This window comes from Micromonospora sp. NPDC048986 (assembly GCF_040649335.1).
Taxonomy (GTDB): Bacteria; Actinomycetota; Actinomycetes; order Mycobacteriales; family Micromonosporaceae; genus Micromonospora; species Micromonospora alfalfae.
This window is the reverse complement of sequence record NZ_JBEZFJ010000007.1, coordinates 19,346-45,696: the sequence shown is the minus strand read 5'-3', so window position 1 is coordinate 45,696 and position 26,351 is coordinate 19,346. Positions and strand designations below refer to the sequence as shown.

General features: G+C 72.7%; 21 protein-coding genes and 2 pseudogenes. 11 read left to right on the top strand and 12 right to left on the bottom strand.

All coding sequences use genetic code 11. From position 1 onward, the window contains the following. Positions 1-2 precede the first annotated feature (2 nt). The 6 genes and pseudogenes from AB0B94_RS15865 to AB0B94_RS15840 form a co-directional block, all read right to left on the bottom strand. A complete protein-coding gene (locus AB0B94_RS15865) occupies positions 3-1,091 on the bottom strand; it encodes a uroporphyrinogen-III synthase (protein WP_238667554.1) in 1,089 nt (362 codons plus the stop codon). Beyond that, entirely contained in the window at positions 1,091-1,438 is a 348-nt protein-coding gene (nirD, locus tag AB0B94_RS15860) for a nitrite reductase small subunit NirD (protein WP_091402335.1), read from the bottom strand. The genes AB0B94_RS15865 and nirD overlap by 1 nt, the downstream gene beginning before the upstream one ends. After that, positions 1,435-3,972: a nitrite reductase large subunit NirB gene (nirB, locus tag AB0B94_RS15855; protein WP_357279044.1), complete on the bottom strand. Its 2,538-nt coding sequence runs from the start codon at positions 3,970-3,972 to the stop codon at positions 1,435-1,437. The genes nirD and nirB overlap by 4 nt, the downstream gene beginning before the upstream one ends. Beyond that, positions 3,969-5,408 (bottom strand): FAD-dependent oxidoreductase, encoded by a 1,440-nt coding sequence (locus AB0B94_RS15850; RefSeq protein WP_357279040.1) that lies wholly within the window; start codon positions 5,406-5,408, stop codon positions 3,969-3,971. Before AB0B94_RS15850 ends, nirB begins: the two co-directional genes overlap by 4 nt. Beyond that, a pseudogene (locus AB0B94_RS15845) lies at positions 5,405-5,737 on the bottom strand (molybdopterin dinucleotide binding domain-containing protein); the annotation flags it as partial. The pseudogene AB0B94_RS15845 and the gene AB0B94_RS15850, both read right to left, overlap by 4 nt. 453 nt (positions 5,738-6,190) lie before the next feature. Next, positions 6,191-7,684 (bottom strand): annotated as a pseudogene (locus AB0B94_RS15840) (molybdopterin-dependent oxidoreductase); the annotation flags it as partial. A gap of 428 nt (positions 7,685-8,112) precedes the next feature. Here AB0B94_RS15840 and AB0B94_RS15835 point away from each other — a divergent pair. The 7 genes from AB0B94_RS15835 to glmM all read left to right on the top strand — a co-directional run bounded on the left by AB0B94_RS15835 (position 8,113) and on the right by glmM (position 13,609). Next, on the top strand, positions 8,113-8,808 hold the full coding sequence (locus AB0B94_RS15835; RefSeq protein ID WP_357279037.1) for a methyltransferase domain-containing protein: 696 nt from the start codon (positions 8,113-8,115) through the stop codon (positions 8,806-8,808). A gap of 89 nt (positions 8,809-8,897) precedes the next feature. Then, positions 8,898-9,155, top strand: coding sequence for a DUF6364 family protein (locus AB0B94_RS15830; protein ID WP_091403518.1), 258 nt, complete (start codon positions 8,898-8,900; stop codon positions 9,153-9,155). Next, entirely contained in the window at positions 9,145-9,438 is a 294-nt protein-coding gene (locus tag AB0B94_RS15825; protein WP_091402325.1) for a hypothetical protein, read from the top strand. The genes AB0B94_RS15830 and AB0B94_RS15825 overlap by 11 nt, the downstream gene beginning before the upstream one ends. A 160-nt stretch (positions 9,439-9,598) precedes the next feature. Further along, positions 9,599-10,981, top strand: a complete 1,383-nt coding sequence (locus AB0B94_RS15820; protein ID WP_357279029.1) for a nitrate/nitrite transporter — start codon at positions 9,599-9,601, stop codon at positions 10,979-10,981. 209 nt (positions 10,982-11,190) lie between these two features. Continuing rightward, on the top strand, positions 11,191-11,634 hold the full coding sequence (rplM, locus tag AB0B94_RS15815; RefSeq protein WP_053653864.1) for a 50S ribosomal protein L13: 444 nt from the start codon (positions 11,191-11,193) through the stop codon (positions 11,632-11,634). Positions 11,635-11,654: 20 nt separating this feature from the next. Then, positions 11,655-12,137, top strand: a complete 483-nt coding sequence (gene rpsI, locus AB0B94_RS15810) for a 30S ribosomal protein S9 (RefSeq protein ID WP_357279017.1) — start codon at positions 11,655-11,657, stop codon at positions 12,135-12,137. A 116-nt stretch (positions 12,138-12,253) separates the two neighbouring features. Further along, a complete protein-coding gene (gene glmM, locus AB0B94_RS15805) occupies positions 12,254-13,609 on the top strand; it encodes a phosphoglucosamine mutase (RefSeq protein ID WP_357279012.1) in 1,356 nt (451 codons plus the stop codon). Between the two features lie 21 nt (positions 13,610-13,630). Here the strand turns inward: glmM and AB0B94_RS15800 are convergent, their stop codons facing one another. Then, positions 13,631-14,377, bottom strand: a complete 747-nt coding sequence (locus AB0B94_RS15800) for an ABC transporter ATP-binding protein (RefSeq protein WP_357279003.1) — start codon at positions 14,375-14,377, stop codon at positions 13,631-13,633. 5 nt (positions 14,378-14,382) lie between these two features. Further along, complete coding sequence (locus AB0B94_RS15795) at positions 14,383-17,208, bottom strand: FtsX-like permease family protein (protein ID WP_357278997.1); 2,826 nt, start codon at positions 17,206-17,208, stop codon at positions 14,383-14,385. A 73-nt stretch (positions 17,209-17,281) separates the two neighbouring features. Here AB0B94_RS15795 and AB0B94_RS15790 point away from each other — a divergent pair, with 73 nt between their 5' ends. Beyond that, positions 17,282-17,914: a PadR family transcriptional regulator gene (locus AB0B94_RS15790; protein WP_357278992.1), complete on the top strand. Its 633-nt coding sequence runs from the start codon at positions 17,282-17,284 to the stop codon at positions 17,912-17,914. On the opposite strand, the gene AB0B94_RS15785 is transcribed toward AB0B94_RS15790, so the two are convergent. Beyond that, entirely contained in the window at positions 17,880-19,037 is a 1,158-nt protein-coding gene (locus AB0B94_RS15785; RefSeq protein ID WP_357280019.1) for a pyridoxal phosphate-dependent aminotransferase, read from the bottom strand. The genes AB0B94_RS15790 and AB0B94_RS15785 overlap by 35 nt on opposite strands. A 79-nt stretch (positions 19,038-19,116) precedes the next feature. Continuing rightward, positions 19,117-19,797, bottom strand: a complete 681-nt coding sequence (locus tag AB0B94_RS15780) for an MmpS family transport accessory protein (RefSeq protein ID WP_357278985.1) — start codon at positions 19,795-19,797, stop codon at positions 19,117-19,119. Positions 19,798-20,356: 559 nt separating this feature from the next. Here AB0B94_RS15780 and glmS point away from each other — a divergent pair. After that, a complete protein-coding gene (gene glmS, locus AB0B94_RS15775; protein ID WP_357278979.1) occupies positions 20,357-22,270 on the top strand; it encodes a glutamine--fructose-6-phosphate transaminase (isomerizing) in 1,914 nt (637 codons plus the stop codon). A 58-nt stretch (positions 22,271-22,328) separates the two neighbouring features. Here glmS and AB0B94_RS15770 read toward each other — a convergent pair whose 3' ends face one another. Both AB0B94_RS15770 and AB0B94_RS15765 read right to left on the bottom strand, forming a co-directional pair. After that, a complete protein-coding gene (locus AB0B94_RS15770) occupies positions 22,329-23,921 on the bottom strand; it encodes an alpha/beta hydrolase (protein ID WP_357278972.1) in 1,593 nt (530 codons plus the stop codon). Further along, on the bottom strand, positions 23,918-24,214 hold the full coding sequence (locus tag AB0B94_RS15765; protein WP_357278965.1) for a type VII secretion target: 297 nt from the start codon (positions 24,212-24,214) through the stop codon (positions 23,918-23,920). The genes AB0B94_RS15770 and AB0B94_RS15765 overlap by 4 nt, the downstream gene beginning before the upstream one ends. Before the next feature lie 174 nt (positions 24,215-24,388). On the opposite strand from AB0B94_RS15765, the gene AB0B94_RS15760 reads away from it, so the two are divergent. Further along, positions 24,389-24,757, top strand: coding sequence for a holo-ACP synthase (locus tag AB0B94_RS15760; protein ID WP_238667575.1), 369 nt, complete (start codon positions 24,389-24,391; stop codon positions 24,755-24,757). Positions 24,758-24,812: 55 nt separating this feature from the next. Beyond that, positions 24,813-26,282 (top strand): NAD(P)H-hydrate dehydratase, encoded by a 1,470-nt coding sequence (locus tag AB0B94_RS15755; protein ID WP_357278956.1) that lies wholly within the window; start codon positions 24,813-24,815, stop codon positions 26,280-26,282. Positions 26,283-26,351: the final 69 nt, after the last annotated feature.

Sequence of the window (26,351 nt, the reverse complement as noted above, 5' to 3'; positions counted from 1 at the left end):
CCCTAGTCGACCCGGAGTCGGTAGCCGCGCTTCACCACCGTCTGCACCACGCGGGGTGCGCGCAGGCCGGCCCGTAGCCGGGCAACGGCCATCTCCACGGCGTGCTCGTCCGCGCCCCGGGGCAGCGTCCTCAGCAACGCCGTGCGGGACAACACCCGACCCGGGGTCTGGGCCAGCGCCCGCAGCACCGCCATCGGCGCGGGCGCGAGTGGCCGCAGCTCACCATCGATCACTGCGGCGTGCCCGCGCAACGTGAGCAGGTGCCCGCCGGCCTTGAACGTCACTGTCCGGCGGGGCAGCTCGTCGACGATGGTCCGCACCAGCGCGCCCAACCGGGCCCGACCGGGCGCGCTCACCGGCACCCCGTGCCGCAGCAGCGGCTCGGCGGTCACCGCCCCGACGCAGCTGGCGAGCACGTCGCTGCGCAACGCGGACAGCACCGCGTCGGTGCGGTCCCCGGCGGCCCGCAGCAACGCCTCGGCCGCCGGCGCCGAGGTGAACGTCACCGCGTCCACCAGCCGACCGGCGATCAGGTCGATCAGCCGGTGCAGCGGCGCCGGATCGGTCGGCGGCGCCCAGCGGTAGACCGGCACCTCGATGACAGTGGCGCCCGCCGCCTCCAGCGCGAGCGTGCACTCGGGCTGCCGCTCGCCGTGCAACTGCATGGCGATGACCTGCCCGGCCACGCCGCGCCGACGCAGGTGGTCGACCACCTCGTCGCAGCTTTCCGAGGCGGGCGACCACTGGTCGTGCAGCCCGGCCGCCCGGATCGCGCCGCGTGCCTTCGGGCCGCGCGCCACCACGTACGAGCTGGCCAACACGGAGCGCAGCGGCTCGGCCAGCCCCCAGCCCTCGGCCGCCTCCAACCAGCCGCGCATGCCGATGCCGGTGTTCGCCATCAGGATGTCCGGCGGCTGGTCGAGGCAGGCGCGGGTCGCCTCGCGCAGCTCGGTGTCGTCGGACAGCGGCACGATCCGCAGCGCCGGGGCGAGCACCACCCGGGCGCCCCGTCGTTCGAGCAGCGCGGCCAACTCGTCGCGCCGCCGGTCGGCGGTCACCCCGATGGTGAAGCCCGCCAGTTCTTCCCGCATCAACCCTCCTGTCGCAGCCGCACCTCGACCAGCCCGTTGCGGCAACGTGCGTCGTGTCGGGCCACTGCCACCCCGGGCAGGTCGAGGCAGTGTCCGCTGCGCAGGTCGTACACCTGCTTGTGCAGCGGTGACGCCACAGTCGGCACTCCGCCACGGCTGCCGACGATGCCCCGGGACAGCACGTACGCCCCGGAGACCGGATCGCGGTTGTCGATGGCGAACAGCTCGTCGGCGGTCCGGAAGAGGGCGATCTGTACTCCGTCGACCAGGGCGGCGACGCCCCGATCCGGTTCCAACCTGTCGAGCAGGCAGACGGTGGTCCAGGTCAGCGTGAGGGTCTGGGTCATCGCCGTACCTCCGGTAGGCCGAGGGTGACCGGTTGCCGGCGGTGACCGTTTGTCGGCTCGGATCCGGTCGGGGACTGGTCGCGTAGGGGAACCGGCTGGCCGCGTTCCCGGGTGAAGGTGATCGACGGGTCCGGTACGTCGGGGGCGTTGACGAAGGAGGTGTAGCGGCGCAGCCGATCCGGGTCGTCCAGGACGTCGCGCCACTCGTCGGAGTACGACGACACGTGGTGGGCCATCGCCGCGTCGAGGTCCTCGCAGAGTCCGAGCGAGTCGTCCACGATCACCGAGCGCAGGTGGTCCAGGCCACCGTCCATCGCCTCGATCCAGCCGGCGGTGCGTTGCAGCCGGTCGGCGGTGCGGATGTAATACATCAAGAATCTATCGATTAGTCGAATCAGGGTTTCTGTCGACAGATCAGTGGCGAACAGGTCGGCGTGCCGGGGGCGGAAACCGCCGTTGCCGCCGACGTAGAGATTCCAACCGGTCTCGGTGGCGATGATGCCGAAGTCCTTGCTGCGCGCCTCCGCGCACTCCCGGGCGCAACCGGAGACCGCCGACTTCAGCTTGTGCGGAGCGCGCAGCCCGCGATAGCGCAGCTCCAGCGCGACGGCCAGCCCCACCGAGTCCTGCACCCCGTACCGGCACCAGGTCTCGCCCACGCACGACTTCACGGTGCGCAGGGCCTTGCCGTACGCGTGCCCGGACTCGAAGCCGGCGTCGACCAGCCGCCGCCAGATCTGCGGTAGCTGCTCCACCCGCGCCCCGAACAGGTCGATCCGCTGCCCACCGGTGATCTTGGTGTAGAGCTGGAAGTCCCGGGCGACCTCGCCGATCACGATCAGTTTCTCCGGGGTGATCTCGCCGCCCGGGATCCGGGGCACCACCGAGTAGCTGCCGTCGCGTTGCAGGTTGGCCAGGAAGTGGTCGTTGGTGTCCTGCAACGACGCCTGTTCACCGTCGAGCACGTGCCCGCTGCCCAGCGAGGCGAGGATCGACGCCACCACCGGCTTGCAGATGTCGCAGCCGCGGCCCCGACCGTGCTCGGCGACCAGCCGGGAGAACGTGCGGATGCCACGAACACGGACGATTTCGAACAGCTCCCGCCGGCTGACGTCGAAGTGCTCGCAGAGCGCGCTGGACTGTGCCACCCCGGCCGCGTCCAGGAGTTGCTTCAGCATCGGCACGCAGGAGCCGCAACTGGTGCCGGCCCTGGTGCACGCCTTCAACGCCGGCACGTCAGCGCAACCGTCGGCGATGGCGGCGTCCACGTCGCCCCGGGTCACCGCGTTGCAGGAGCAGACCTGCGCGGCGGCGGGCAGCGCCCCGGCGTCCGCGCCGCCGCCGTCGGGGGCGAGCAGCGCCAGCGGCGCGGCCGGCAGCGGGCCGCCCACACTGGCCCGCAGCGTCGGGTACGCGCTGGCGTCACCCACCAGGACCCCGCCGAGCAGGGTGTGCGCGTCGTCGGAGAGAACCAGCTTCGCGTAGACCCGGGTGGCCGGGTCGGTGAACGTGACGTCCAGGCAGCCCTCCGTCGTACCGTGGGCGTCGCCGAACGAGGCCACGTCGACGCCGAGCAGCTTGAGTTTGGTAGCCGTGTCCGCGCCCGGGAAGGTCGCCGCGCCGCCGACCAGCCGATCGGCCACCACCTCGGCCGTCGCGTAACCCGGAGCGACCAGACCGTGGCAGGTGCCCTCGACAGCCGCGCACTCGCCGACAGCCCAGATCCGCTCGTCGGCGGTACGACAGGTCGCGTCGACAAGCACGCCACCGCGCGGGCCCAGCGGCAGACCGGCGTCCCGGGCCAACTGGTCCCGGGGCCGGATGCCGGCGGCCACCACCACCAGCTCGGCGTCGAGGGCGGTGCCGTCGGAGAGTTCCAGGGCCGCGACGCCGCCGTCCGGGCCGGAACGGATCGCCGTGGTCGCCACCCCGAGATGCGTCCGTACGCCCAACTCGTCGACGTAGCGGCGGAGCATCGCACCGCCGGCCTGGTCCACCTGCACCGGCATCAGCCGGGGCGCGAACTCGATCACGTCGGTGCTCAGGCCGAGCAGCCGCAGGGCGTTCGCGGCCTCCAGACCGAGCAACCCGCCACCGATCACCGCGCCGACCCGCCGCCCCCGCGCGTACGCCCGGATCGCCGCCAGGTCGTCAAGGGTCCGGTAGACGAAGACCCCGGGCAGTTCCGTGCCGGCCACCGGCGGCACGAACGCGTACGACCCGGTGGCGAACACCAACGCGTCGTAGCGGTATTCGCCGACGGCTGTGGTCACCACCCGCCGGTCCCGGTCGATGGCGACGGCCGGCTCGCCGAGTCGCAGCCGCACCCCGTCGTGCGGGGTGTGCAGGTTGAGTTCGCTCTCACTGACCCCGTCGAAGTACGCCGAGAGCCGCACCCGGTCGTACGCCGGGCGCCCCTCCTCGGCCAGCACTGTCACCCGCCAGTTGCCCTGTGGGTCACGGGCGCGCAGCGCGTCCACGAAACGCTGCCCGACCATGCCGTTGCCGATGACGACCAGTTCGCCGCCGCTCATCGCGTCACCTCCACCGATTCCGCCTGGCTCAGCCAGTCGACAATGCCGCTCACCGCGTCCCGGCATCCGCCGCAACCGGTGCCGGCCCGGGTCGCGGCCACCACCGCATCGACGGTCCGGGCGCCGGAGCGCCAGCTTCTGACCAGTGCGCCCTTGCTCACCGTGTTGCACTGACAGACCGTTGCCGCGTCCGGCATGAGTGCCGGTGAGGCGGCCGGGGTCGCGCCGACCGCGCCGAGTGCCCGGCCGAGCAGCAGTGCCCGTCGGTCACTCGGCACCGGCTGACCACGGTCGAAGAGTTGGATCACAGTGCCGACCGCCGGGTTGTCGCCGAGCAGGATCGCGCCGATCAGCCGCTCGTCCCGGATCCGCAACCGGGCGTAGGTGCCCCGGGTCGGGTCGACGAAGGTCAACTCCTCGCCCGGCCCGCCACTGGCCGCCTCACCCATCGAGGCAAGGTCGATCCCGGCGGCCTTCAGCCGGGTCACCACCGGCCGGGGCCGGTATCGGGCCAGTGGGTCCGTACCGGTCAGCACGTCCGCGAGCACCTGGGCCTGGGCCCAGGCGGGCGCGACCAGCCCGGTGAGCGCGCCGTCGTGCTCGGCGCAGTCGCCGATCGCCGAGATGGACCTGTCGCTGGTGCGCAGCCGGTCGTCCACCACCACACCACGCCGCACCGTCAGGCCGGCGGCCTGCGCGAGGGCGGTGTCCGGTCGTACACCGCAGGAGAGCACCAGCAGGTCGGCGCGAAAGGAGCGGCCGTCGGCCAGGTCGAGGCGGACACCGCTGGCATCCGCCGCCACGCCGGTCGCCGACACCCCCAGTTGGACGGTGACGCCGAAACCGGCGAGCGTGCCCGCGAGCACCGCGCCGGCAGCCGGGTCGAGTTGCCGTTCCATCAGGTGCTCTCTCGGGTGCACCACTGTGGTGGCCAGCCCTCGGGTGGCCAGCCCTCGGGCGGCCTCCAGGCCGAGCAACCCGCCGCCGAGCACCAGCGCGCTGCGGGCGCCCTCCGCCGCGGCGAGGATCCGCCGGCAGTCGTCGAGGGTCCGGAAGGGGACCACCCGCTCCGGCAGGTTCGCCGGGTCGAGGCCGGGCAGCGGCGGCACCACCGCACGGGCGCCGGTGGCGAGCACCAGGTGGTCATACCCGATTCGTTCGCCGTCGTCGGTGCGGACCTCCCGGGCGGACCTGTCGACGGCGATCACCGGTACGCCGCTGCGCAGGTCGACGCCGTGCCCGGCGGCTTCGGTCAGCTCCACGTCCGGCTCGTCGATCCGGCCGGCAAGCAGGGTGGACAACAGGATCCGGTTGTACGCGCGGTGCGGCTCGGCCCCGAGCACTGTGACCTTCCGGTCTCCCTCCCGGGCGTGCAGCTCACCGGCGAGACGCGCGCCCGCCATCCCGTTGCCGACGATGACCACCCGCGCGGTCATGCCTTCTCCACCCGGACCGCACAGATCTTGAACTCGGGCATCCCGGAGATCGGGTCCACAGCGTCGTTGGTCACCGAGTTGGCGCGTCCCGCTCCCGCGTAGTGGAACGGGGCGAACACGGTGTCGGGTCGGATCCCGGCGCTGAGCCGGGCCGGCGCGCTGAACTCACCTCGGCGCGAGGTGACCCGTACCGGGTCGCCGTCGTCGATGCCCAGCCGGGTGGCCAGGTCGGGGTGCAGTTCGACGAACGCCTCCGGGGCGGCGCGCCGCAGCGCGGCCACCCGTCGGGTCTGGGTGCCCGACTGGTACTGCGCCAGCACCCGACCGGTGGTGAAGTGCAGCGGGTATGTGGCGCAGACCTCCTCGGCGGCCGGCCGATGGTCGACGGGGTGGAAGCGGGCCCGGCCGTCCGGGGTGGCGAACCGGTCGGCGAAGAGTCGGGGTGTGTCCGGCCCGTCCTCGGTAGGGCAGGGCCAGTAGACCCCGTCGTCGGCGTCGATCCGGTCCCAGCTGATGCCGGCGTAGTCGGCGGCTCCACCGGCGGAGGCGCGGCGCAGCTCGGCGAAGACGGCGGCCGGGTCGGCCGGGAACCGAGCCGCCGCGACGGCGGCCGGTCGCACGCCGGTCGGGCTGGCGTCGGTCGGGTCGGCGTCGGTCGGGCTGGCGTCGGTCGGGCTGGCGTCGGTCGGGTCGGCGTCGGCTGGGGTGGCGTCGGTCGGGCTGGCGTCGGTCGGGTCGGCGTCGGCTGGGGTGGCGTTCGGCGACTCGGCGTCGGCCAGCCGCGCCGCCAGGTCGGAGATGATGGCGAGGTCGGTCCGGACGCCCGGCGGGGGCGGCCGCAGCGCGCGCCGACGCAGCACCCGACCTTCCAGGTTGGTCATGGTGCCGTCCTCCTCGGCCCACTGCGCGGTGGGCAACACCACGTCCGCCAGCGCTGCCGTCTCGGAGAGCAGGAGGTCCGCGACGACCAGCAGGTCGAGGTCGCGCAGTCGGCCTTCGATCCGGGCCGCCCGGGGTGCCGAGACCACCGGGTTCGACCCGAACACCAGCAACGCGCGCGGGCCACCCGGGGTGCCGAGCGAGTCGAGCAGTTTGTAGGCGGGCACTCCCGGGCCGGGCAGTTCGTCGGCTCGCACGCCCCAGACCCCGGCCACGTGCTCGCGGGCCGCCGGGTCGTCGATCCGCCGGTAGCCGGGCAGTTGGTCGGCCTTCTGCCCGTGCTCCCGCCCGCCCTGGCCGTTGCCCTGGCCGGTGAGGCAGCCGTACCCCGAACCGTCGCGGCCGGGCAGGCCGAGGGCGAGGGCGAGATTGACGTACGCGGTGACGGTGTCCACCCCCTTGGCGTGCTGCTCGGCGCCGCGCGCGGTCAGGATGATCACGCGACCCCCGGTGCCCAACGCTCGGGCGGTCGCCTCCAGGTCGGCCACCGGCACGCCGGAGAGCTGTTCCGCGCGGGCCGGCCACCAGGCGGCGACGCCTCGGCGGACCGCGTCGAATCCGGTGGTGCGGTCGGCCACGTAGGCCCGGTCGACCCAACCTTCGGTGAGGGCGATGTGCAGCAACGCGTTGGCCACCGCGAGGTCGGTGCCGGGCAGCGGTTGCAGGTGCAGGTCGGCCTGGCGGGCGGTGGCGGTGACCCGGGGGTCGATGACGATCAGCTTCCCGCCGTCGCGGCGCTGCTCGGTGAGCCAGCGCACCAGCGGCGGCATGGTCTCCGCCGGGTTCGCTCCGACAAGCAGCAGGGTGTCGGCCCGACCCAGGTCGGCGAGGGGAAACGGCAACCCACGGTCGATGCCGAAGGCGCGCATCCCGGCGGCTGCCGCCGAGGACATGCAGAACCGTCCGTTGTAGTCGATGTGCCGGGTGCGCAGCCCGATCCGGGCGAACTTTCCCAAGGCGTACGCCTTCTCGTTGGTCAGGCCCCCACCACCGAAGACGGCGACCGCGTCCCGGCCGGCGTCGTCCTGGACGGCGCGGATGCCGGCGACCACCCGGTCGAGCGCGGTGTCCCAGCTCGCCGGGCGCAGTTCGCCGGTGGCCGCGTCACGCACCAGCGGGGTGGTCAGTCGCTCCGGGTGGTCGAGCAGTTCGGCGGCGGTCCAACCCTTCTGGCAGAGCCCGCCCCGGTTCGCGGGGAACTGGCGCGGGTGGACCGTCACCCCGGCGTCGTCCGCGCGCAGCGTCATCCCGCACTGCAGCGCGCAGTAGGGGCAGTGCGTCGCCACTTCCCGGGGCGTCAGCCCCGGCGGAGTCGCCGACCGTGCACCGTCTGTCATGTCGGGAAAGCGTGCCGCCGGGCGGTTTCCGGTCCGGGTCCCTTCTGTTTCGGTCCTGTCAAGTGGGGCTCACACCGCACAGGGGCAGCGCGCGCGTTGGAGGGCGACTCGGAGCCTTTGGAGCTGAATCGCCGACGACATCGGCGGTTGATTCGTTTGCGACATCAGCTCGGAAGCGGCGGCGCGCTCCACCTCGTGGGGGCGCTCAGAGCCAATCGGCGGGGCGAGGACGGCCCCGGCACGAACGCGTCCGCCGAGTCTCAAGTCCCTGCCGGCCGCGCCATCCGCCGCAGCCCCGTCGGCACCAAGGACCGCGACAGCGGGACGCTGACCTTCGAGCCGGGGGCATTTCGGATGTGCGGGTCGGCGACGCTGACTCAGCAGCGCTTACAATGTGGGAAAGTTGTCTCAAACTATGGGAGGCTGCGATGGGCGTGACGGACGTCTTCGACGCGGTGGCCGGCACGTACGACGAGTCGCGTAGGCGGCTGATCCCGTGCTTCGACGCTTTCTACGGCAGCGCCGTCCAGGTGGCCGCGCCGCCGTTGCGGGCCGCGCTCGCCGCCGGACGTACCCCGGAGGTGTTGGATCTGGGTGCCGGAACCGGCCTGCTCTCCCTGCTGCTGTCCGCAGCGGTGCCCGGAGTCCGGCTGACCCTGGTGGACGGAGCGCCGGCGATGCTCGCCCGCGCCACCGACCAGTTGGACGCGCGGTCCGTGCCACACCGAACGGTCCACGCCGACCTGGCCGACGACCTGCCGCCGGGCCGGTACGACGCGGTGGTCAGCGCGCTGGCGATCCACCACCTGGACGACGCTGGCAAGCGTGCGCTCTACCGGCGGGCCGCCGCCGCGCTGGCACCGGGCGGGGTCTTCGTCAACGCCGAGCAGGTCGCCGGCCCGACCCCGGAGCTGGACCGCCGATACGACGAGGTGTGGCAGGAGCGGATCACCGAGCTGGGTGCGTCCCCCGACGAGATCGCGGCTTCCCGGGAGCGGATGCGCCACGACCTCCCGGCCACCGTGGTGGACCAGTGCCGGTGGCTCGCCGAGGCGGGCCTGGCCGACGTCGACTGCTACTTCAAGGAGTGGCGCTTCGCGGTGTTCGGCGGCCGGGCCGGGTAAGCCCCCCGGAATGTGCGTTTCGTCGCCCGGGGGCGAGTCGGTGAGCGCGCTGATGACTGTTGGTCATACCCGTGGGTAGTCTGCTCGGCATGACTGCCAAGGTGACTCTCTCGTTCACGGACGAGACGATCGAGGAGGCGCGGCGGTTCGCCAAGCGCGAGGGGCTGTCGCTCTCCGCGTGGATGGACCAGGCCGCCCGGGAGAAGGCGCTGCGCGAGGTCTTCACCGCGCATGCCGCTGCCGTGGGCCGCGCCAGCCTGGATCTTGAGTCCGCCGCGCTCGCCGACGCCCGCGAGGTGGGCATGGTCAACGACCTGTTCTCCGGCGGACGGCCGCGTGCTGCGTAGGGGTGAGATCTGGCGCATCGAGGGCGCCCGGGAACGCCTCGGCCTCGTGATCAGCTCGGACGTGTACAACTCCACAGACGTGCCCATCGTGATCGTGGTCGAGGTGGTCGAGGAGTCGCTCCTGCGGGACTCGCCGCTCGCCGTGTCGATGGGCCGGTACGTGGTGATGCCCGACCGGATCTCCTCGCCAATGAAGAAGTGGTTCACCGCGTGCGTGGACGTCGCCGACACCGACACCATGCTGAGGGTCGGCCGAGCGCTGCGCATCCTCCAGCAGCTCTGACCGCAACGGCAGCTCTGAGCACGCCGCCCCGGTGGCGTGCTCACCATCGCCACCGGCCCGTGGTGCGATCCCCGTTTCCGGCCCGACCCGCGACGGGCACTGCCAGGTAACCGGGTGTTCCTAGCGTTTCCCCTCGTCACATCGACGAGGAGGAGCCGCCGTGAGCACGCTCACCAGCACCGTAGTCACCGCCGAGCCGCCTGCCGTCACCGGTCGCCGGCAACCGCTGCACGACTGGCGCCCCGAGGACCCGGACTTCTGGCAGGCCACCGGCGCGCCGATCGCCCGACGCAACCTCTGGGTCTCGATCTTCGCGGAGCACGTCGGCTTCTCGGTGTGGAGTCTCTGGTCGGTCACCGTGCTCTTCCTCGGCCCCGCGTACGGCATCGACCCGGCCGGGAAGTTCCTGCTCACCGCAGTGCCGGCCGCCCTGGGCGCGGTGCTGCGGCTGCCGTACACGCTTGCGGTGGCCCGCTTCGGCGGACGACGTTGGACGATGATCAGCGCACTGCTGTTGCTGGTGCCCGCGGTCCCGATGACGGTGCTGCTGGAACCCGGGGTCTCCTACACCACCCTGATGGTGCTCGCCTGCCTCACCGGCGTCGGCGGCGGCAACTTCGCCTCCTCGATGGCGAACATCAACCTGTTCTATCCCCAGCGGCTCAAGGGACGGGCGCTCGGGCTCAACGCCGGAGGCGGCAATCTGGGCGTACCCGCCGTGCAGCTGGTCGGCCTGGCGGTCCTCGCCACGGCGGGCGCCGCGTACCCCCGGTTGGTGCCGGCGGTCTACCTGCCGCTGATCGTGCTGGCCGCGCTGGCGGCGGCCCGCTGGTTGGACACGGTGCCCGGGGCGCGCAACGAGCCGGGCGCGTTGCGGGAGGCGGCCCGAGATCCGCACACCTGGGTGATGTCGCTGCTCTACATCGGCACCTTCGGCTCGTTCATCGGCTTCGGTTTCGCCTTCGGTCAGGTGCTCCAGCTCCAGTTCGCCGAGCGGTTCCCGACCCCTGTCGACGCCGCCTGGCTGACGTTCCTGGGTCCGCTGGTCGGCTCGCTGATCCGGCCGCTGGGCGGGCACCTCGCCGACCGGTTGGGCGGGGCACGGGTGACCTTCTGGAACTTCGTGGCGATGGCGGCCGGCGCGAGCACCGTGCTGTACGCGGCGCGGGAGCGTTCGTTCGGGCTCTACCTCGCCGGGTTCCTCGCCCTCTTCGTCTTCTCCGGCATCGGCAACGGCTCCACGTACAAGATGATCCCGGCGATCTTCCGGGCCCGGTCGGCGGACGCGGTGGCCACGGGTCAGCGTGATCCGGAGGCCGCGGCGCGGTGGGCGCGGCGGATGACCGGCGCGTTGATCGGCATAGCGGGGGCGATCGGCGCCTTCGGCGGGGTGCTGGTCAACATCGCGTTCCGCCAGTCGTTCCTCAGCTCGGGCAACGCCGACGCCGCCTACCTGGCCTTCATCGGCTGGTACGCGTTGTGCTTCGCGGTCACCTGGGTGGTCTTCCGCCGTCCGAGGGCCGGTCGACTCGCCAACGTGTGAGCTGAGACACCCTCGGCGCGTCGCCGCGCGGGACCGCACCCCCGTTTTGACCTGCGGACGGGGCGCCGGGTATCGTTGCCTGCTGTTGTACGACATCCAGAGGCGTGCCCCATCAGGTACGCTTGGTCGTTCGTGCGCGCTGGTCCGGCCTGCTAGATCTGGTCACCTCGGCGCGCGACCCCAGACCGACGACGAGACAAGGTAGACCTGTGCGTACGTACAGCCCGAAGCCGGGTGAGATCGAGCGTCAGTGGCACGTCATCGACGCCTCTGATGTCGTGCTGGGCCGCCTGGCCACCCACGCCGCCACGTTGCTGCGTGGTAAGCACAAGCCGACTTTCGCGCCGCACGTCGACACGGGCGACTTTGTCGTCATCGTGAACGCGGGCAAGGTTGCGTTGACCGGCAACAAGCGCCAGACCAAGGTCGCTTACCGCCACTCCGGTTACCCGGGTGGTCTGAAGCAGATCGGCTACGACGAGCTGCTGACCAAGCGTCCCGAGCGGGCCATCGAGCTGGCCGTGAAGGGGATGCTCCCGCACAACAAGCTCGGCCGTCAGCTGATCAAGAAGCTGAAGGTCTATGCCGGTGCCGAGCACCCGCACCTCGCGCAGCAGCCGGTGCCGTTCGAGATCAAGCAGATCGCGCAGTGAGCGCGGGCGAAGGAAGCAGCATGACCGACATCATCGAGACCGAGGTCACCCCGGAAGCCACCGAGGCCCCCGAGGTCACCGAGGCACCGGCGCCCGTTGCCCGCGCGCCTCGTGGTGACCGGCCGATCCAGACCGTGGGCCGCCGCAAGGAGGCCATCGTCCGGGTCCGCATCGTCCCGGGCACCGGCAAGATCACCTGCAACGGCCAGGACCTCGAGGCGTACTTCCCGAGCAAGGTGCACCAGCAGCTCATCAAGGACCCGCTGGTCACCGCCGAGAAGCTCGAGCAGTTCGACGTCATCGCCAACCTGCGTGGCGGCGGCACCACCGGCCAGGCCGGTGCGCTCCGGCTGGGCATCGCCCGCGCGTTGATCATCAACGAGCCGGACGACCGCCCGGCCCTGAAGAAGGCCGGCTTCCTCACCCGTGACGCCCGCGTCAAGGAGAGCAAGAAGTACGGTCTCAAGAAGGCCCGTAAGGCTCCCCAGTACTCGAAGCGCTGATCTTTTCCAGCGCGTTGTACTTCTGACGGACGGCCGGTCCGCCTCCCCCTCGGGGGAGGCGGGTCGGCCGTTCCGCTTTCTCCTCACTGGCAGTGCTCTTTCGGAGGTTGGCGGGTATGGGTCGGTTGTTCGGCACGGACGGCGTACGCGGGCGGGCAAACGCGGATCTCACCCCGGAATTGGCGCTGGCGCTCGCGGTGGCCGCCGCGCACACCCTCGCCGAGACGGACCGCAGTCATCCGCCGCTCGCCGTGGTTGGTCGCGACACCCGCGCCAGCGGCGAGATGCTGGAGGCCGCGGTCGTCGCCGGGCTGACCAGTGCCGGCGCCAACGTGGTGCGGGTCGGCGTGCTGCCCACCCCGGCGGTGGCGTTCCTCACCGCGGAGGCCAAGGCCGACCTGGGTGTGATGCTCTCCGCGTCGCACAACCCGATGCCGGACAACGGCATCAAGCTCTTCGCCGCCGGTGGGCACAAGTTGCCCGACGAGATCGAGATGCAGATCGAGGCGGCCGTCGAGACGAACGCCACCACCGCCTGGGACCGGCCGATCGGTGCCGGCGTCGGCCGGGTGCACGACCTGCTCGACGGTGCCGACCACTACGTCCAGCACCTGGTGGGCACCGTTGGGCACCGGCTCGACGGGATCAAGGTAGTGGTCGACTGCGCCAACGGCGCCGCCGCCGAGGTCGCCCCCGTCGCCTACCGGGAGGCCGGCGCGGAGGTCATCGCCATCCACGCGGAGCCCGACGGGCTGAACATCAACGACGACTGTGGCTCCAACCACATCGAGGCGCTGCGCGCCGCGGTGGTCGAGCACGGCGCCCACCTGGGCATCGCCCACGACGGCGACGCCGACCGCTGCCTGGCGGTCACCGCCGACGGCGACGAGGTGGACGGCGACCAGGTCATGGCGATCCTCGCGCTGGCCATGCGGGACGCCGGCACGCTCACCCAGGACACCCTGGTGGCCACCGTGATGAGCAACCTCGGGCTGCGGCTCGCGATGTCCGCGCAGGGCATCCGCCTGATCGAGACCAAGGTCGGCGACCGGTACGTGCTGGAGGAGCTGCGCGCCTCCGGGCTGGCGCTCGGCGGTGAGCAGAGCGGCCACATCGTGATGCCGGCGCACGCCACCACCGGCGACGGGGTGCTCACCGGCCTGCACCTGATGGCTCGGATGGCGGCCACCGGCCAGTCCCTCGCCGAGTTGGCCTCGGTGGTCACCAAGCTGCCCCAGGTGCTGATCAACGTGCCGGTCGGCGACCGGACCATCGGTGCCGCCGCACCCGCCGTCCGCGCCGAGGTCGAGCGGGCCGAGGCGGAGCTGGGGGAGACCGGCCGGGTGCTGCTGCGCCCGTCGGGCACCGAACCGTTGGTCCGGGTGATGGTCGAGGCGGCCACCGAGGCGACCGCCCGGGCGGTGGCCGAGCGGATCGCCGAGCTGGTCCGGACCGCGAGCCCGGTCGCCTGAGGTCACCTCCGGGGGCTGGCGTCACAACCGCAGTCGGGCCGCCCGCTCGTACGTGTCGGCGGGGTCCTCGCCGTCGGTGAGGTCGAGGTCCTCGGTGACGCGTCCGTCGGTCAGTCGGACCAGTCGGTCGCAGCGGGCAGCGATGGCCTGTTCGTGGGTGGCGAGCAGGATGGTCATGCCGTGCCGTTCACGGAGGTCGAGCAGCAGGTCGAGGATCTGCCCGCCGGTGCTGGAGTCGAGGTTGCCGGTGGGCTCGTCGGCCAGCAGCAGGCCCGGCGCCCCCATCAGGGCGCGGGCGATGGCGACCCGTTGCTGCTGGCCACCGGAGAGCTGCGCGGGCAGGGCACGCTCCCGTCCGGCCAGTCCGACCGCGTCGAGCAACTCGCGGGCCCGGGTGGCGTGATCGGCCCGGCCCCGGCGGGGGAGGACCGGCGCGATCACGTTGTCCAGCACTGTGAGTGCGGGCAGCAGGTGGTAGCGCTGGAACACGAACCCGACCCGTTGCCGGTAGCGGGCCAGTGCCGCCCGGCGCAGATCGCTGACCACCACATCGTCGACTGTCACAGTGCCCTCGTCGGCCTGCTCGATCGCGCCGATGAGATGCAGCAGCGTCGACTTGCCCGACCCACTCGGCCCGGTCAACGCCACCACCGAGCCAGCCGCGACGGTCAGGGACACGTCGTCGACAGCAGTCAGCCGGTCCGCCCCGGTGCCGAATCGCCGTGTCAGGTGGTCGACCGAGATCGCGCTGCCGATCTGCTCGCTCATGACTGCTACTCCTCTGCCAGAAGTCGGGCGGGTCGTAGGCGCGGCAACAGGGCGGCGGGCACCAGCGCGGCGACGGCGCTGAGCAACGCGCCCGCCAGCGCGACCAGCACAGCCACCAGGAGCAGCGCGCCGGGAAGGGCGCCGATCAGCCAACCCGCGCTGGCCAGGCCGACCGCCGCGCCGGCGGTCGACCCCACGAGCCCCAGCGTCAGCCCCTCGTAGCCGACCAGCCGGCCGAGTTCGGCGTCGGTCCAGCCGATCGCCCGCAGGGTGGCCAGCTCGGCGGCCCGGTCGCGGATGTTCAGGTAGAGCACGTCCGCCACCGCAGCGGCACCGAGCAGCACTGTGGCCGCGGCAGCCACGGTGTCCGCGCCGCGCACGCTCAGCGAGACCACGTCGCCGAGCACACTGCCGACGATCGCGCCCCGGAACGCCCAGGCGGCGGCGGTGACCAGCGTCAGCGCGGCCACCCCGATGGCCAGCGCGCCGGCGCCGAGGAAGGTACGCCCGGGAGTGCGGGCCAGATTCACCAGCGCCAGCCCGAGGAGGGTGCGGGGCCGGCGTGCCCAGCCGGCGGGAGCGACGATCGGGCGGAGGGCGGCGGCCGGGTGGGTGCGCGCGGCCCGCAGCGCCGGCACCAGGCCCGCGGCCACCGCGAGCAGCAGGGCGATGGGTACGGCCAGGACGGACCGCCGCCAGTCGACGTCGATGCCGAGCGCGGTCCCGAGCGGAATCGCGAGGGTCAGCGAGAGCAGACCGGCGATGAGCCCGAGCAGTGCTACCTCGCCCAGCACCAACGCAGCGATGCGGCGGACCGGCCAACCGAGACAGGAGAGCACAGCCAGTTCGGAGCGCCGGTCCCGGACGGCGGCGCTGACCGCGTTGCCGAGGAAGAGCGCGCAGACCACCAGCACCAGCACAAAGAGCGCCAGGCTCTTACGGTCCACCGCCCTCGTGATGGTCGACGCCACGCCGAGTGCCGACCAGTGCTCGGTCAGCCGCAGCATCGGCCGGCCGAACGAGCCGGCGGGCAGCTCCACTGTCTGCGGCGCAGCCGACGAGCCGAGGGTGATGTCGACGTCCAGCCCGGTACGCGCCGCGATCCGCTCGGCGACCAGTCGGACCCGCTCGGCCGATCGCTGGGTGTAGCCGCCCACGTCGGCCACCCGTACCCGGATCGCGCTGATCGGGGCCCTGGCCTGCGGCCCGCCACCACCCTCCAGGAGTTTCGGCACGCTGCCGAGGTTGGTGAGGAGCAGCGGTGGCGCGGAGAGGTAGCCGGCGGGATTGCCGCTGGGCGCCAGCGGTTGACCGCCCAGCGCTGCCCGGCTGCGGTCGTCGGCACCCTCTGCCGTCGGCGCCTGGTAGGTCTCCAGCGGCAGTTGGCCGAGGTCACTGAACCCGGCCAGCCGGCCCGGGTCGAAGACACCGATGGCCCGCCAGAAACGAGTGGGGGTGCTCGCGTCGGTCGGTAGCGGCAGCGCCCGTATCGATCGGGAGCCGGTGTCGTCGGCGAGCCAGGGCCGGGGCAGCGGGTTGAACGTCTCCATCCTGCCGTACACCTCGGGATCGCCGGGCGGTTGCTGGCGTGCCCGCAGGCTGCCGTCGGGTAGCCGGTCGTGCTGCACCTCGGTCGACTGCACGACCGTCTGAAGTTGGCCGTGGCAGCACCCAGCGAGGGAAAGCTCCTCGGTGAGCATCGCCTGGTGCCCGGCCGTGAGGTCGTACCCACCGGACCCGGCGGGAGTTCCCCCGGGGCGGCTCAACGTCTTCTCCAGGTCGATCGCCTCCACCCCGGCGGGGCTGATCGCGAGCCGGGTGAACCTGGCCGTCAGCGACTCGTCGATGAAGGGCCGGTTGGTGACGAGGACCGGGACCTCGTGGTTGTCCACCGCGCCCCGGCGGCTCACGGCGACGGTGTCGTCAGTGCGGACGGCTCGACCGTTGACCACTGCGTCGTCGAGTCCGACGAGTTTTTCCTCGGCCACCGGGTCCACGGCGGCGAGGAGGAACGGCACGGTCAGGTCGTACGCCATCACCAGCCGGTCGGCGGGTGCAGCGGAGCCGTCCCGGTCGGTAGCGAGGATGGAGGAGTCGGCTTGGAACCGGCCGTCGGGCAACAGTTGAACGGCGTGCAGGGACCAGTCCTCGCGCTCGGAGTAGGTGCCCGGGTTGCCCAGCAGCGCGTATCCAGGATCGCAGATGGGCAGGCTGCGCCCGTCGGGCTGTACCTCGCGGGGGGTCGGCCCGCAGGTGTCCGACGCGGGGTAGGACCGCCCATCGGAGTACGGCACGGCGTGACTGTCGAATCCCCGTTCGATCCGGGGGTAGATCAACGGCTTCGTGGTCACGTACACGTACCGGGGTTTGCCCGGTGCGCTGGAGAGACCGCGCTCGGCGTGGAAGGTCGGGTCGACCCGGATGACCTGCTGGTCCAGCGAGCGGTCGACGGCGTCGGTGAGGTCGATCGGCGTCGGTAGCAGCGTGGTGGAATAGCCGAGCATCGCGATCGGGGCGGCCACCTCGATGCCGGGGACTGCTGTCACCTGCTCGTACTGCTGCGTGGTGATGCCGCCGAAGAGCCCGGAGAGATAGTTGGGGCGGACCAGCCCGCGCTCGGCCTCCAGTGGCGTGCGGGTCCCCTGAGGACGGACGAGGATGTCGTAGGCGACCTGGGTGTTGCGCTCGACAGTGCCGGTGACGTCCAGACGAGAGGTGGTGGTGGCGCCGGTCAGGACCACGAAGCCGGTGGTTGCCACCAGCACGCCGACCAGCAGCGCCACCGACCGTCCCGCACGGCCGCGTAGCTGTCTCCAGATGAAGCCGAGCATCGCGCCTCCCCGTGTGCTGGCTCTCACTCTGCGCGATACATTGTGACAATGCAAGACCCGCACCGGAGGTGACATGGCGATCCAACACGCCGTCCTCGCCCTGCTCGCTGGTGGCCCGAGCCATGGCTACCAGCTCAAGGGCGCGTTCGAGGCCGCCGTCGGCCCGCAGTGGGGGCCGCTGAACATCGGCCACCTCTACCAGATCCTCGACCGGCTCTCCCGGGACGAGCTGGTCGTCGCCGAACGGCAGCCGCAGCCGATCAAGCCGGATCGGGTGGTCTACGAGATCACCCCGGCCGGCCGCGCGGAGTTGACGCGGTGGCTGGCCGAGCCGAGCCCGCGCAGTGGCGGCTTCCGTGACGACTTCTTCCTCAAGGTCACCGCCGCCGCCCGGTCAGGCTCTGCGGCCACGGTTCGCGCGGTGCTCAGCAACCAGCGCGGGCACCTGTTGCGCGAGCTGCGCAATCTGGACGGCCTACGGCGGGCCGCCGAGGACCCGGTGGTCGGGTTGCTGCTTACCGCGGCCAGCCGGCACGTGACAGCCGACCTGTCGTTCGTGGACGACGCTGAGGCCGTGCTGCTCGGTGACGAGGGTCAACTGCTTACCCGACTCGCGACGTCGACAGCGGATCAGTCGGCCACCGACCCGGGATCGACCAGCTCCGGGCGGGTCAGCGGCTTGGGCCCAGAGCGCGCAGCCGGGTGACCGCCTCGGTCAGCACCTCCGGGCGTTTGCAGAAGGCGAACCTGACCAGCCGCCGGCCCGCGTCGACGTCGTCGTAGAAGACCTGGGTGGGCACCGCCACCACACCGCAGCGCTCCGGCAACGAGCGGCAGAACTCCACCCCGTCCCGGCCGCCGAGGGCGGTGATGTCGGCGGTGACGAAGTACGTCCCCTCCGAGTCGAGCACCTCGAACCCGGCATCGGTCAGACCACCGACGAGCTGGTCACGCCGCTGTTGGAGACCGTCGCGGAAGCCGGTGAAGTAGTCGTCCGGCAGGGCCAGCGCCACGGCCACCGCCGGTTGCAGCGGCGCGGCGTTGACATAGGTGAGGAACTGCTTCACCCGAAGCACCGCCGAGACCAGCGCCGCCGGGCCGCTCGCCCAGCCGACCTTCCACCCGGTGCAGGAGAACGTCTTGCCGGCCGACGAGATGCGCAACGTCCGCTCCCGCATCCCCGGCAGGCTGGCCAACGGCACGTGCGGGCCCGTCGCGTCGGTGAAGACCAGGTGCTCGTACACCTCGTCGGTGACCGCGTACGCGCCGAACTCCTGGCACAACTCGGCGACCTGCGCCAACTCGGCCGGGGTGAAGACCTTGCCGGTGGGATTGTGCGGCGAGTTCAGCAGCACCAGCCGGGTGCGCGGACCGAACGCCGCACGCAGCGCCGCCGGGTCGAAGGCGTACCGACCGTCGGCCGCGGGGCGCAGTGTCACCGGTCGGCGGACCGCGCCGGCCAGCGCGATCGAGGCGGCGTACGAGTCGTAGTACGGCTCGAAGCAGACCACCTCGTCGCCCGGTTCGCAGAGCGCGAGGATGCTCGCCGCGACCGCCTCGGTGGCGCCCGCCGTGATGACGATCTCGCTGTCCGGGTCGTACCCCAGGTCGTAGAACCGCCGCTGGTGCGCCGCGACGGCCGCGCGCAGGGCGGGGATCCCCGGGCCGGGCGGGTACTGGTTCTGCCCGTTGCGCAGCGCCTCCGCGGCGGCGGCCAGCATCTCCGGCGGGCCGTCGGTGTCGGGAAAGCCCTGGCCGAGGTTGACCGCGCCGGTGCGTACGGCGAGGGCGGACATCTCGGCGAAGATCGTCGTGCCGAACGGCCGCATCCGGGCCACCAGCGGGTCGACATCGGTGCTCGTCGTCACCTGCGCAAGCCTACGGCCACCCGCCGCCCGAACCCCAGCCTCACTCGGGTGCGCAACTGGTCGCCCAGTACCCCCGGGTCTTGTTGACGACCGGTTTGCCGGTACCGGTGACAGTGACTGTGCAGTCGAGCGGTCTCTCACCCTCGTCGTCGGCCCATCGGGCCTCCACCAGCACCCTGGTTTTGCCGTTGGTGCGGATGGTGGTGCGCCAGGGCAGCCTCTGGCCGTCGACGTGGATGAGGTCGCTCTCGGCGTCGAAGTACGCCAGGTCGACGACACCCGACCCGCTGAGCTCGTAGACGACGGTCACGGGTGCCGGACCTGAGGTCGGTCGGGTGATCGGCTTCTTGCTGGTGGTGGGAGACGCGGTGGGCGGCTGCGGCGCGGTGGGTCGCTCGGGGATGACCGGCCCAGCGGTGGGCTCCGTCCAGCCGTCGTCGTCGGGGACCACCCACGGATCCCCGGCGATCGGGTCCGGATTGGTGGTGTCCAGCCACAGGGCACCCGCGCAGAGGCAGCCACAGACGAGCAGGACGAGTGCCACGACGGCCGCGACGACGATCCCGACGATCCGGCCGCTGCTCGTGGCCGGCTTGCCGGCGACCTGCGGATACCCGGGGTAGGTGTACGGCGGCGGATAGCCGGGCGGCGGCCAGCCGGGCGGCGGATAGCCGGTGCCGGGCGGCGGCCAGCCGGCGGCCGGCGGCTGCCGGTCGGGCATGGGCCACCCCGCTGACGGTGGCGATCCGGCCGACGGCGCGCCTGAAGCGTCGGGCCATCCTGGCGGCGCCTGCGGGTCGGGTGCCCACGGCGTCGCCGACGGTTGTGGCGTCCACTGGGTGGTGGGCGGAGGCGGCGTCCAGGGCGCGGCCTGCGGAGGCGGCGACCAGGGGGCCTGCGGTGCCCACGGTTGACCCGCAGCCAGCGGGTCGGGGGCCGGAAACGGAGTCGAGGACGGCGGCGCCGTCGGATCCGGCGGGGGTGCGGGGGAGGCCGGTTCCGGAGCGGATGAGGGGGTCGGGTCGGGCGACGGGGTATCGGACATGGCTGCTCCGGGCGGGAGTGGGTATGGAACGAACGGGCCGTGGACGGGAGCGCCAAACCCGCCGAGAGACTTTCGCACCGGAAGGCGTGTTGCAACCCCGCCCGTCAGAGCGGGGCGCGAGCGGTTGTGACGCTCGTCCCGTTCCGACCCCCGACCACCGATCGCTCAGATTCCGTGATTGATAACCCGACTTTCGAGCAACCATGATGAGTGAAACTGGGTTAGGCTGCGGGCCATGTGTGGAATCGTGGGATACGCGGGCGCGCGCCCCGCACTCGGCATCGTCCTCGACGGGCTGCGGCGACTGGAATATCGTGGCTACGACTCGGCAGGCGTCGCGATCGTCTGTGCCGACCAACTGCTGACCGAGAAGAAGGCCGGCAAGCTGGCCAACCTGGAGAAGGTGCTGTCCGAGCGGGCCGCCGACGACCCGACCTCCTGCGCGGCCAGCCCGATCGGCATCGGTGACGGCACCACAGGCATCGGGCACACCAGGTGGGCCACCCACGGCGGTCCGACCGACCGCAACGCCCACCCACACGTCGCCCCCGACGGGCGGGTCGCGGTGATCCACAACGGCATCATCGAGAACTTCGCCAAGCTCCGCGCCGAGCTGGAGGCCGACGGCGTCCAGTTCACCAGCGACACCGACACCGAGTGCGCCGCACACCTGCTCGCCGCCGCGCTGGCCGACCTGCGCGCCGCCGGCCAACCGGACAGCCCGCACCTGCTCGCCGCCGGCATGCGCGTGGTCTGCCAGCGACTGGAGGGCGCGTTCACGCTGCTCGCGGTGGACGCCGCAGTGCCCGGTGCGGTCGTCGGCGCCCGGCGCAACTCGCCGCTGGTGGTCGGCCGCGGCGACGGGGAAAACTACCTGGCCAGTGACGTGGCCGCGTTCATCGAGCACACCCGGGAAGCGGTCGAACTGGGCCAGGACCAGATCGTGCTGATCACCGGCGACAGCATCGAGATCACCGACTTCGAGGGCCAGCCCGCCACCGGCAAGGACTTCCACATCGACTGGGACTCCTCGGCCGCGGAGAAGGGCGGCTACGACTGGTTCATGCTCAAGGAGATCGAGGAGCAGCCGCAGGCCATCGCCGACACGCTGCTGGGCCGGCTCACCGAGAGCGGCGAGATCGCCCTCGACGAGGTCCGCCTCAGCGACCAGGACCTGCGCGACGTCGACAAGATCTTCATCGTGGCCTGCGGCACGGCGTACCACGCCGGCATGGTCGCCAAGTACGCCATCGAACACTGGACCCGGATCCCGTGTGAGGTGGAGCTGGCCAGCGAGTTCCGCTACCGCGACCCGGTGCTCGACCGGTCCACGCTGATCGTGGTCATCTCGCAGTCCGGCGAAACGATGGACACCCTGATGGCACTGCGCCACGCCAAGGAGCAGAAGGCCCGGGTGCTGGCGATCTGCAACACCAACGGCTCGACGATCCCCCGCGAGTCCGACGCCGTGCTCTACACCCACGGTGGGCCGGAGATCGCCGTCGCCTCCACCAAGGCGTTCCTCACCCAGGTCGTCGCCTGCTACCTCATCGGCCTGCACCTGGCCCAGGTGCGCGGGATCAAGTTCGCCGACGAGGTGGGCGCCGTGGTCGCGCAGTTGCAGGAGATTCCCGGCAAGCTGCGTGAGCTGCTCGACCGGATCGAGCCCGTCCGCGAACTGGCCCGGGAGCTGAAGTCCGAGCCGACAGTGCTGTTCATCGGCCGGCACGTCGGCTACCCGGTGGCCCTGGAGGGTGCGCTGAAGCTCAAGGAGCTGGCCTACATGCACGCCGAGGGCTTTGCCGCCGGTGAGCTGAAGCACGGCCCGATCGCCCTGATCGACAAGGGCACCCCGGTGATCTGCGTGGTGCCCTCGCCGGTGGGCCGGGGCATGCTGCACGACAAGGTCGTCTCCAACATCCAGGAGGTCCGGGCGCGGGGCGCACGGACCATCGTGATCGCGGAGGAGGGTGACGAGGCGGTCGTCCGGTACGCCGACCACCTGATCTACGTGCCGCGTACGCCCACCCTGCTGGCCCCGCTCGTCACCACTGTGCCGTTGCAGGTGCTCGCCGCCGAGATCGCCGCCGCCCGGGGGCACGACGTGGACCAGCCCCGCAACCTGGCCAAGTCGGTCACCGTCGAGTAGCCGCCACCCACGTCCGGAACCCCGCTCGCCGCACCTCGCGGCGGTCGGGGTTCCGTCGTCACCGGCCCAGCACGACCCGGGCCATCCCGTCCAGCGCCGGGTTTCCCGCTTCCCAGTAGCCGGTGTGCCCGCCTCGACCGCTCGGGAACACCCGCCCGCCGAAGCCGGGGTCGGCCGGGTCGTGGCCGAACCACAGCTCGTGCCCCGTTCGCCCGGGCCAACCCAGCACGGCGGCGAGTGGTGCCGCGCCGAGCAGGGCCCGTCGGCCCAGCTCCTCCGGAGACCGGGCCGCCCGGATCACGTCGTCTCCGGCGCTGCTCGCCCAGACCTCCCCGGGCGGTACGCCCAGCTCAGCGGCGTGCGACGCGCCGACACCGGGGGAGCCGACGAAGACCAGCGCGTCGGCGGCCAGACCGTGCTCCCGGGCGGCCACCCCCACCACCAGCGACCCGTAGCTGTGCCCGAGCACCGTCTGCCGGGCCGGCGGCCCGTCGTGGCTGACACGCAGCCCCTCCTGGAAGCGGTGCAACGCCGGGCCTGCATCCCGGGCCTGACCCGCCGAAGCGGCCTCGGTCAGCAGGTCCGGAGCGTCATAGTCCAACCAGAGCACCGCCGCGCTGCGCTCATCCGGGGCGAGTGCGGCGCACCGCTCCAGCACCCGGGCCGCTCTGCCCAGCTCGCCGGAGGCGTCGTCCAGGCCGGCGGTCATCCCCGGCACGTAGGTCAGCACCCGGTCGGCGTGGTCCGGGTCGCCGAGCGCCACCACCGCCCGGCCCTCACCCGCCGGATCCAACCCGAGCAGGTACGCCCGGGGTGCCCCGCCGGCCGTCAGCCGCCCGCCCAGCGCCTCCAGACCGGCCAGCCGTCCGGCCACCCCCCGCAACCGGATCAACGCGAGCGGCTCCGGCGGCACCCGGGACAACAGCCGTCGCCGCTCGGCCAGCAGCTCGGCACGCCAAGCGTCGAGCCGTAACCGGTTGGCCTGGTCGCGGGCGGCCACCGGTAGCCCGTCCAACCGCCCGACCAGGGCCGGCTCGCGCCCGATCAGCCACCGTCGCTGTGCCGGGGTCAACCCGGACCACCAGGCGCCGACCAGCGAGGGTGCCGCGCCGAGGGCCGGTCGGCCCGGCGGGGGCGGGGACGCCCAACCGGTGCTGGCGGCCCTCGCCAGGTCATCCAACCGTTCGGCGGCGACCCGGTCCGCGGCGGCTGCCCCGTCGAGCGCGGCCCGCAGGGCCGCGGCCACCCCCGCCGCGGCGACCCCGGCCCGCTCGGTGGGCCGAAGCCGGGCGGGATCGACCCGCACCCCACCCGAGCGGTCCACCAGCAGGCCGGCCGCATCGGCCTGGGCGACCGCCTGGGCGAGCCGCGCCTTCGCCACCGCCAGCCCACCGGCCAACTCGGCCAGCACCTGGTCGACCTCGATCAACGCGGGTGCGATCGAGGCCAGCTCGTCACGCAGACCGCCGAGTCGAGTGTCCGCAGCCGTGGCTGCCGCACCCGACCAACCGCCCCGCAACCGCCCGGTGGCCGCGCGCAGCTCGCCGAGGCGCCGATCGAGTGGCCCGGCCAACCCCGCCCACGCCGCCCCGGCGGCGCGCCACCCGCCGGGATCGACAGCCCACAGCTGGCGGTAACCGACGCTGCTCACCGGGGTAGGGAGGCGAACCGGCCGGCGGCCCGGTCGTCCACCGTCTCGTACGCCTCGGCCGCCACCCGGACCCCGCCGGCGGTCGCCGCGACCCGGGTGCCCAGCCGGCAGAACCAGGCGTGCCCGGCCGCCTCCAACCCGGCCAACGCCGCGGCAGCTCGCCACTCGGGCGCCGCCACCACCAGCCCGGGCAACCCCGCGAGGCCCGACGCCAACCGGCGCGCCTCGTCGTCGAGCAGGACGGCGACCGCCCGCAACTCCTCCGGCTGCACGGCGAACGGCTCGTCGGTCATGACCACACCCCCACTGACGACAGGCATCGACGCGCTGACGCTAGGCAGGTACCGAAGGTCGTGCGGTGCCCTGTGGACAGCCGACGCCGAGGCGTACCTCGCGGTGTCCACAGGCGTTGCCCAGCGCGAGCCCGACGGCTAATCTGCGGCCTCGACCGCCGGTAGGGTGATGTGGTGATCGTCGCTGTCGGCATCGACGTGGTCCTGGTCGACCGGTTCGCCCGGGCCCTGGCACGGACGCCGCTGCTCGCCGACCGGCTCTTCACCGAGGCCGAGCGGCACACCCGCGCCGGCAGCCCGCGCTCGCCCGAGTCGCTCGCCGCCCGGTTCGCCGCCAAGGAGGCGGTGGCCAAGGCCCTCGGCGCCCCGGCCGGGCTGAGCTGGCACGACTGCGAGATCGTGCCCGACCCGGATGGCCGCCCCTGGCTGGCCGTCTCCGGCACCGTCGCGGCGGTGGCCGACGCACGCGGGGTCAACCACTGGCATCTCTCGTTGTCACACGACGGCGGGATCGCCTCGGCAATGGTGGTCGCGGAACGATGACGTCGGCCGGGAGGGCCGGTCAGGTCCGCCCGCTAATGGAATGGGACACGGTGGCATGAGAGCGGTGTGGCGGGTGGCCGACGTACGGGCGGCCGAGGCGGGGTTGATGGGCACACTGCCGGAGGGGACGCTGATGCAGCGGGCCGCCGCCGGCCTGGCCCGCCGGGCCGCGCTCCTGCTCGCCGAGCGGGGCGGAGTCTACGGAGGCCGGGTTCTGCTGCTGGTCGGCTCCGGTGACAACGGCGGCGACGCGCTGTACGCGGGGGAGCGGTTGGCACGCCGAGGTGTCCAGGTGTCCGCACTGCTGCTCACCCCCGGGCGGGCGCACGCCGCCGGCCTGGCCGCGCTGCGAGCCGCCGGTGGCCGGCTGGTGCCAGAACCGGCCGGCCCTGTCGACCTGGTCCTCGACGGCATCGTCGGCATCGGTGGCACCGGCGGGCTACGGGCGAACGCGGACGAGGTGGTCCAGCGCCTCGGTGAGCTGCGCGGACGCGACGGGGGACGGGCCACAGTGCTGGCTGTCGACGTGCCCAGCGGAGTCGCTGTCGACACCGGCCACGTGCCGCTGTCCGCGTCCGGCCGGCCCACCGCGGTCCGCGCAGACGTGACCGTGGCCTTCGGCGCGCTGAAGCCCGCCCTTGTGGTCGGGCCGGCCGCCGCCCTGGCCGGGCAGGTCGAGCTGGTCGACATCGGGCTGCGGCAGTGGCTTCGCGGCACGCCGGCGCTGCGGGTCACCGAGTGGTCCGACCTGGTCGACTGGTGGCCCCGGCTGGGCCCGGAGTCGGAGAAGTACACCAGGGGCGTGGTGGGGGTGGCGACCGGCTCGGCGACCTACCCCGGTGCGGCGGTGCTCTCCGTGGGCGGCGCCCTGGCCGGGCCGACCGGCCTGGTCCGCTACGCCGGCAGCGCCCGCGCCGAGGTGCTGCACCAGCATCCGTCGGTGATCGCCAGTGGGCGGGTCGCCGACGCGGGCCGGGTGCAGGCCTGGGTCTGCGGCTCCGGGCTGGGCACCGGTGCTGACGCGGCGGCCGAGTTGCGCGCCGTACTGGCCGCGCCGGTGCCTGTGGTGCTCGACGCCGACGCCCTGACCCTGCTGGTGGACGGCTCGCTCGCCGACCGGCTGCGCGGTCGGGACGCGCCGATCGTGGTCACCCCGCACGACCGGGAGTTCACCCGTCTCTGCGGGGAGGAGCCGGGCGCCGACCGGGTCGGCGCCGCGCTGCGGCTGGCCGCCTGGATGAACGCGGTGGTGCTGCTCAAGGGCGATCGCACCGTGATCGGCACGCCGGACGGTCGGGCGTACGTCAACCCGACCGGCACCCCGGCACTGGCCACCGGCGGCACCGGCGACGTGTTGGCCGGGCTGCTCGGCTCACTGCTGGCGGCCGGGGTACCCGCCGATCGGGCCGCCGCCTCGGCCGCGTACCTGCACGGGCTCGCCGGGCGGGAGGCGGCGCGGGGTGGGCCGGTGACCGCGCCCGACGTGGCGACCGCCCTGCGTCCGGTGCTGGCCCGGCTGGGCTGAACCGGGCGGTTCCGGATGCGGTGCCCGGATCGCCGTGTCGGGACGTGCGTCGCCGCCCGCGGTGATCAC

Coding starts and splice junctions, on each gene's coding strand:
- AB0B94_RS15865 (WP_238667554.1), bottom strand. CDS start 1,091: ATGCGGGAAGAACTGGCGGGCTTCACCATCGGGGTGACCGCCGACCGG.
- nirD (WP_091402335.1), bottom strand. CDS start 1,438: ATGACCCAGACCCTCACGCTGACCTGGACCACCGTCTGCCTGCTCGAC.
- nirB (WP_357279044.1), bottom strand. CDS start 3,972: ATGAGCGGCGGCGAACTGGTCGTCATCGGCAACGGCATGGTCGGGCAG.
- AB0B94_RS15850 (WP_357279040.1), bottom strand. CDS start 5,408: ATGACCGCGCGGGTGGTCATCGTCGGCAACGGGATGGCGGGCGCGCGT.
- AB0B94_RS15835 (WP_357279037.1), top strand. CDS start 8,113: ATGGGCGTGACGGACGTCTTCGACGCGGTGGCCGGCACGTACGACGAG.
- AB0B94_RS15830 (WP_091403518.1), top strand. CDS start 8,898: ATGACTGCCAAGGTGACTCTCTCGTTCACGGACGAGACGATCGAGGAG.
- rpsI (WP_357279017.1), top strand. CDS start 11,655: ATGACCGACATCATCGAGACCGAGGTCACCCCGGAAGCCACCGAGGCC.
- glmM (WP_357279012.1), top strand. CDS start 12,254: ATGGGTCGGTTGTTCGGCACGGACGGCGTACGCGGGCGGGCAAACGCG.
- AB0B94_RS15800 (WP_357279003.1), bottom strand. CDS start 14,377: ATGAGCGAGCAGATCGGCAGCGCGATCTCGGTCGACCACCTGACACGG.
- AB0B94_RS15795 (WP_357278997.1), bottom strand. CDS start 17,208: ATGCTCGGCTTCATCTGGAGACAGCTACGCGGCCGTGCGGGACGGTCG.
- AB0B94_RS15790 (WP_357278992.1), top strand. CDS start 17,282: ATGGCGATCCAACACGCCGTCCTCGCCCTGCTCGCTGGTGGCCCGAGC.
- AB0B94_RS15785 (WP_357280019.1), bottom strand. CDS start 19,037: ATGCGGCCGTTCGGCACGACGATCTTCGCCGAGATGTCCGCCCTCGCC.
- AB0B94_RS15780 (WP_357278985.1), bottom strand. CDS start 19,797: ATGCCCGACCGGCAGCCGCCGGCCGCCGGCTGGCCGCCGCCCGGCACC.
- glmS (WP_357278979.1), top strand. CDS start 20,357: ATGTGTGGAATCGTGGGATACGCGGGCGCGCGCCCCGCACTCGGCATC.
- AB0B94_RS15765 (WP_357278965.1), bottom strand. CDS start 24,214: ATGACCGACGAGCCGTTCGCCGTGCAGCCGGAGGAGTTGCGGGCGGTC.
- AB0B94_RS15755 (WP_357278956.1), top strand. CDS start 24,813: ATGAGAGCGGTGTGGCGGGTGGCCGACGTACGGGCGGCCGAGGCGGGG.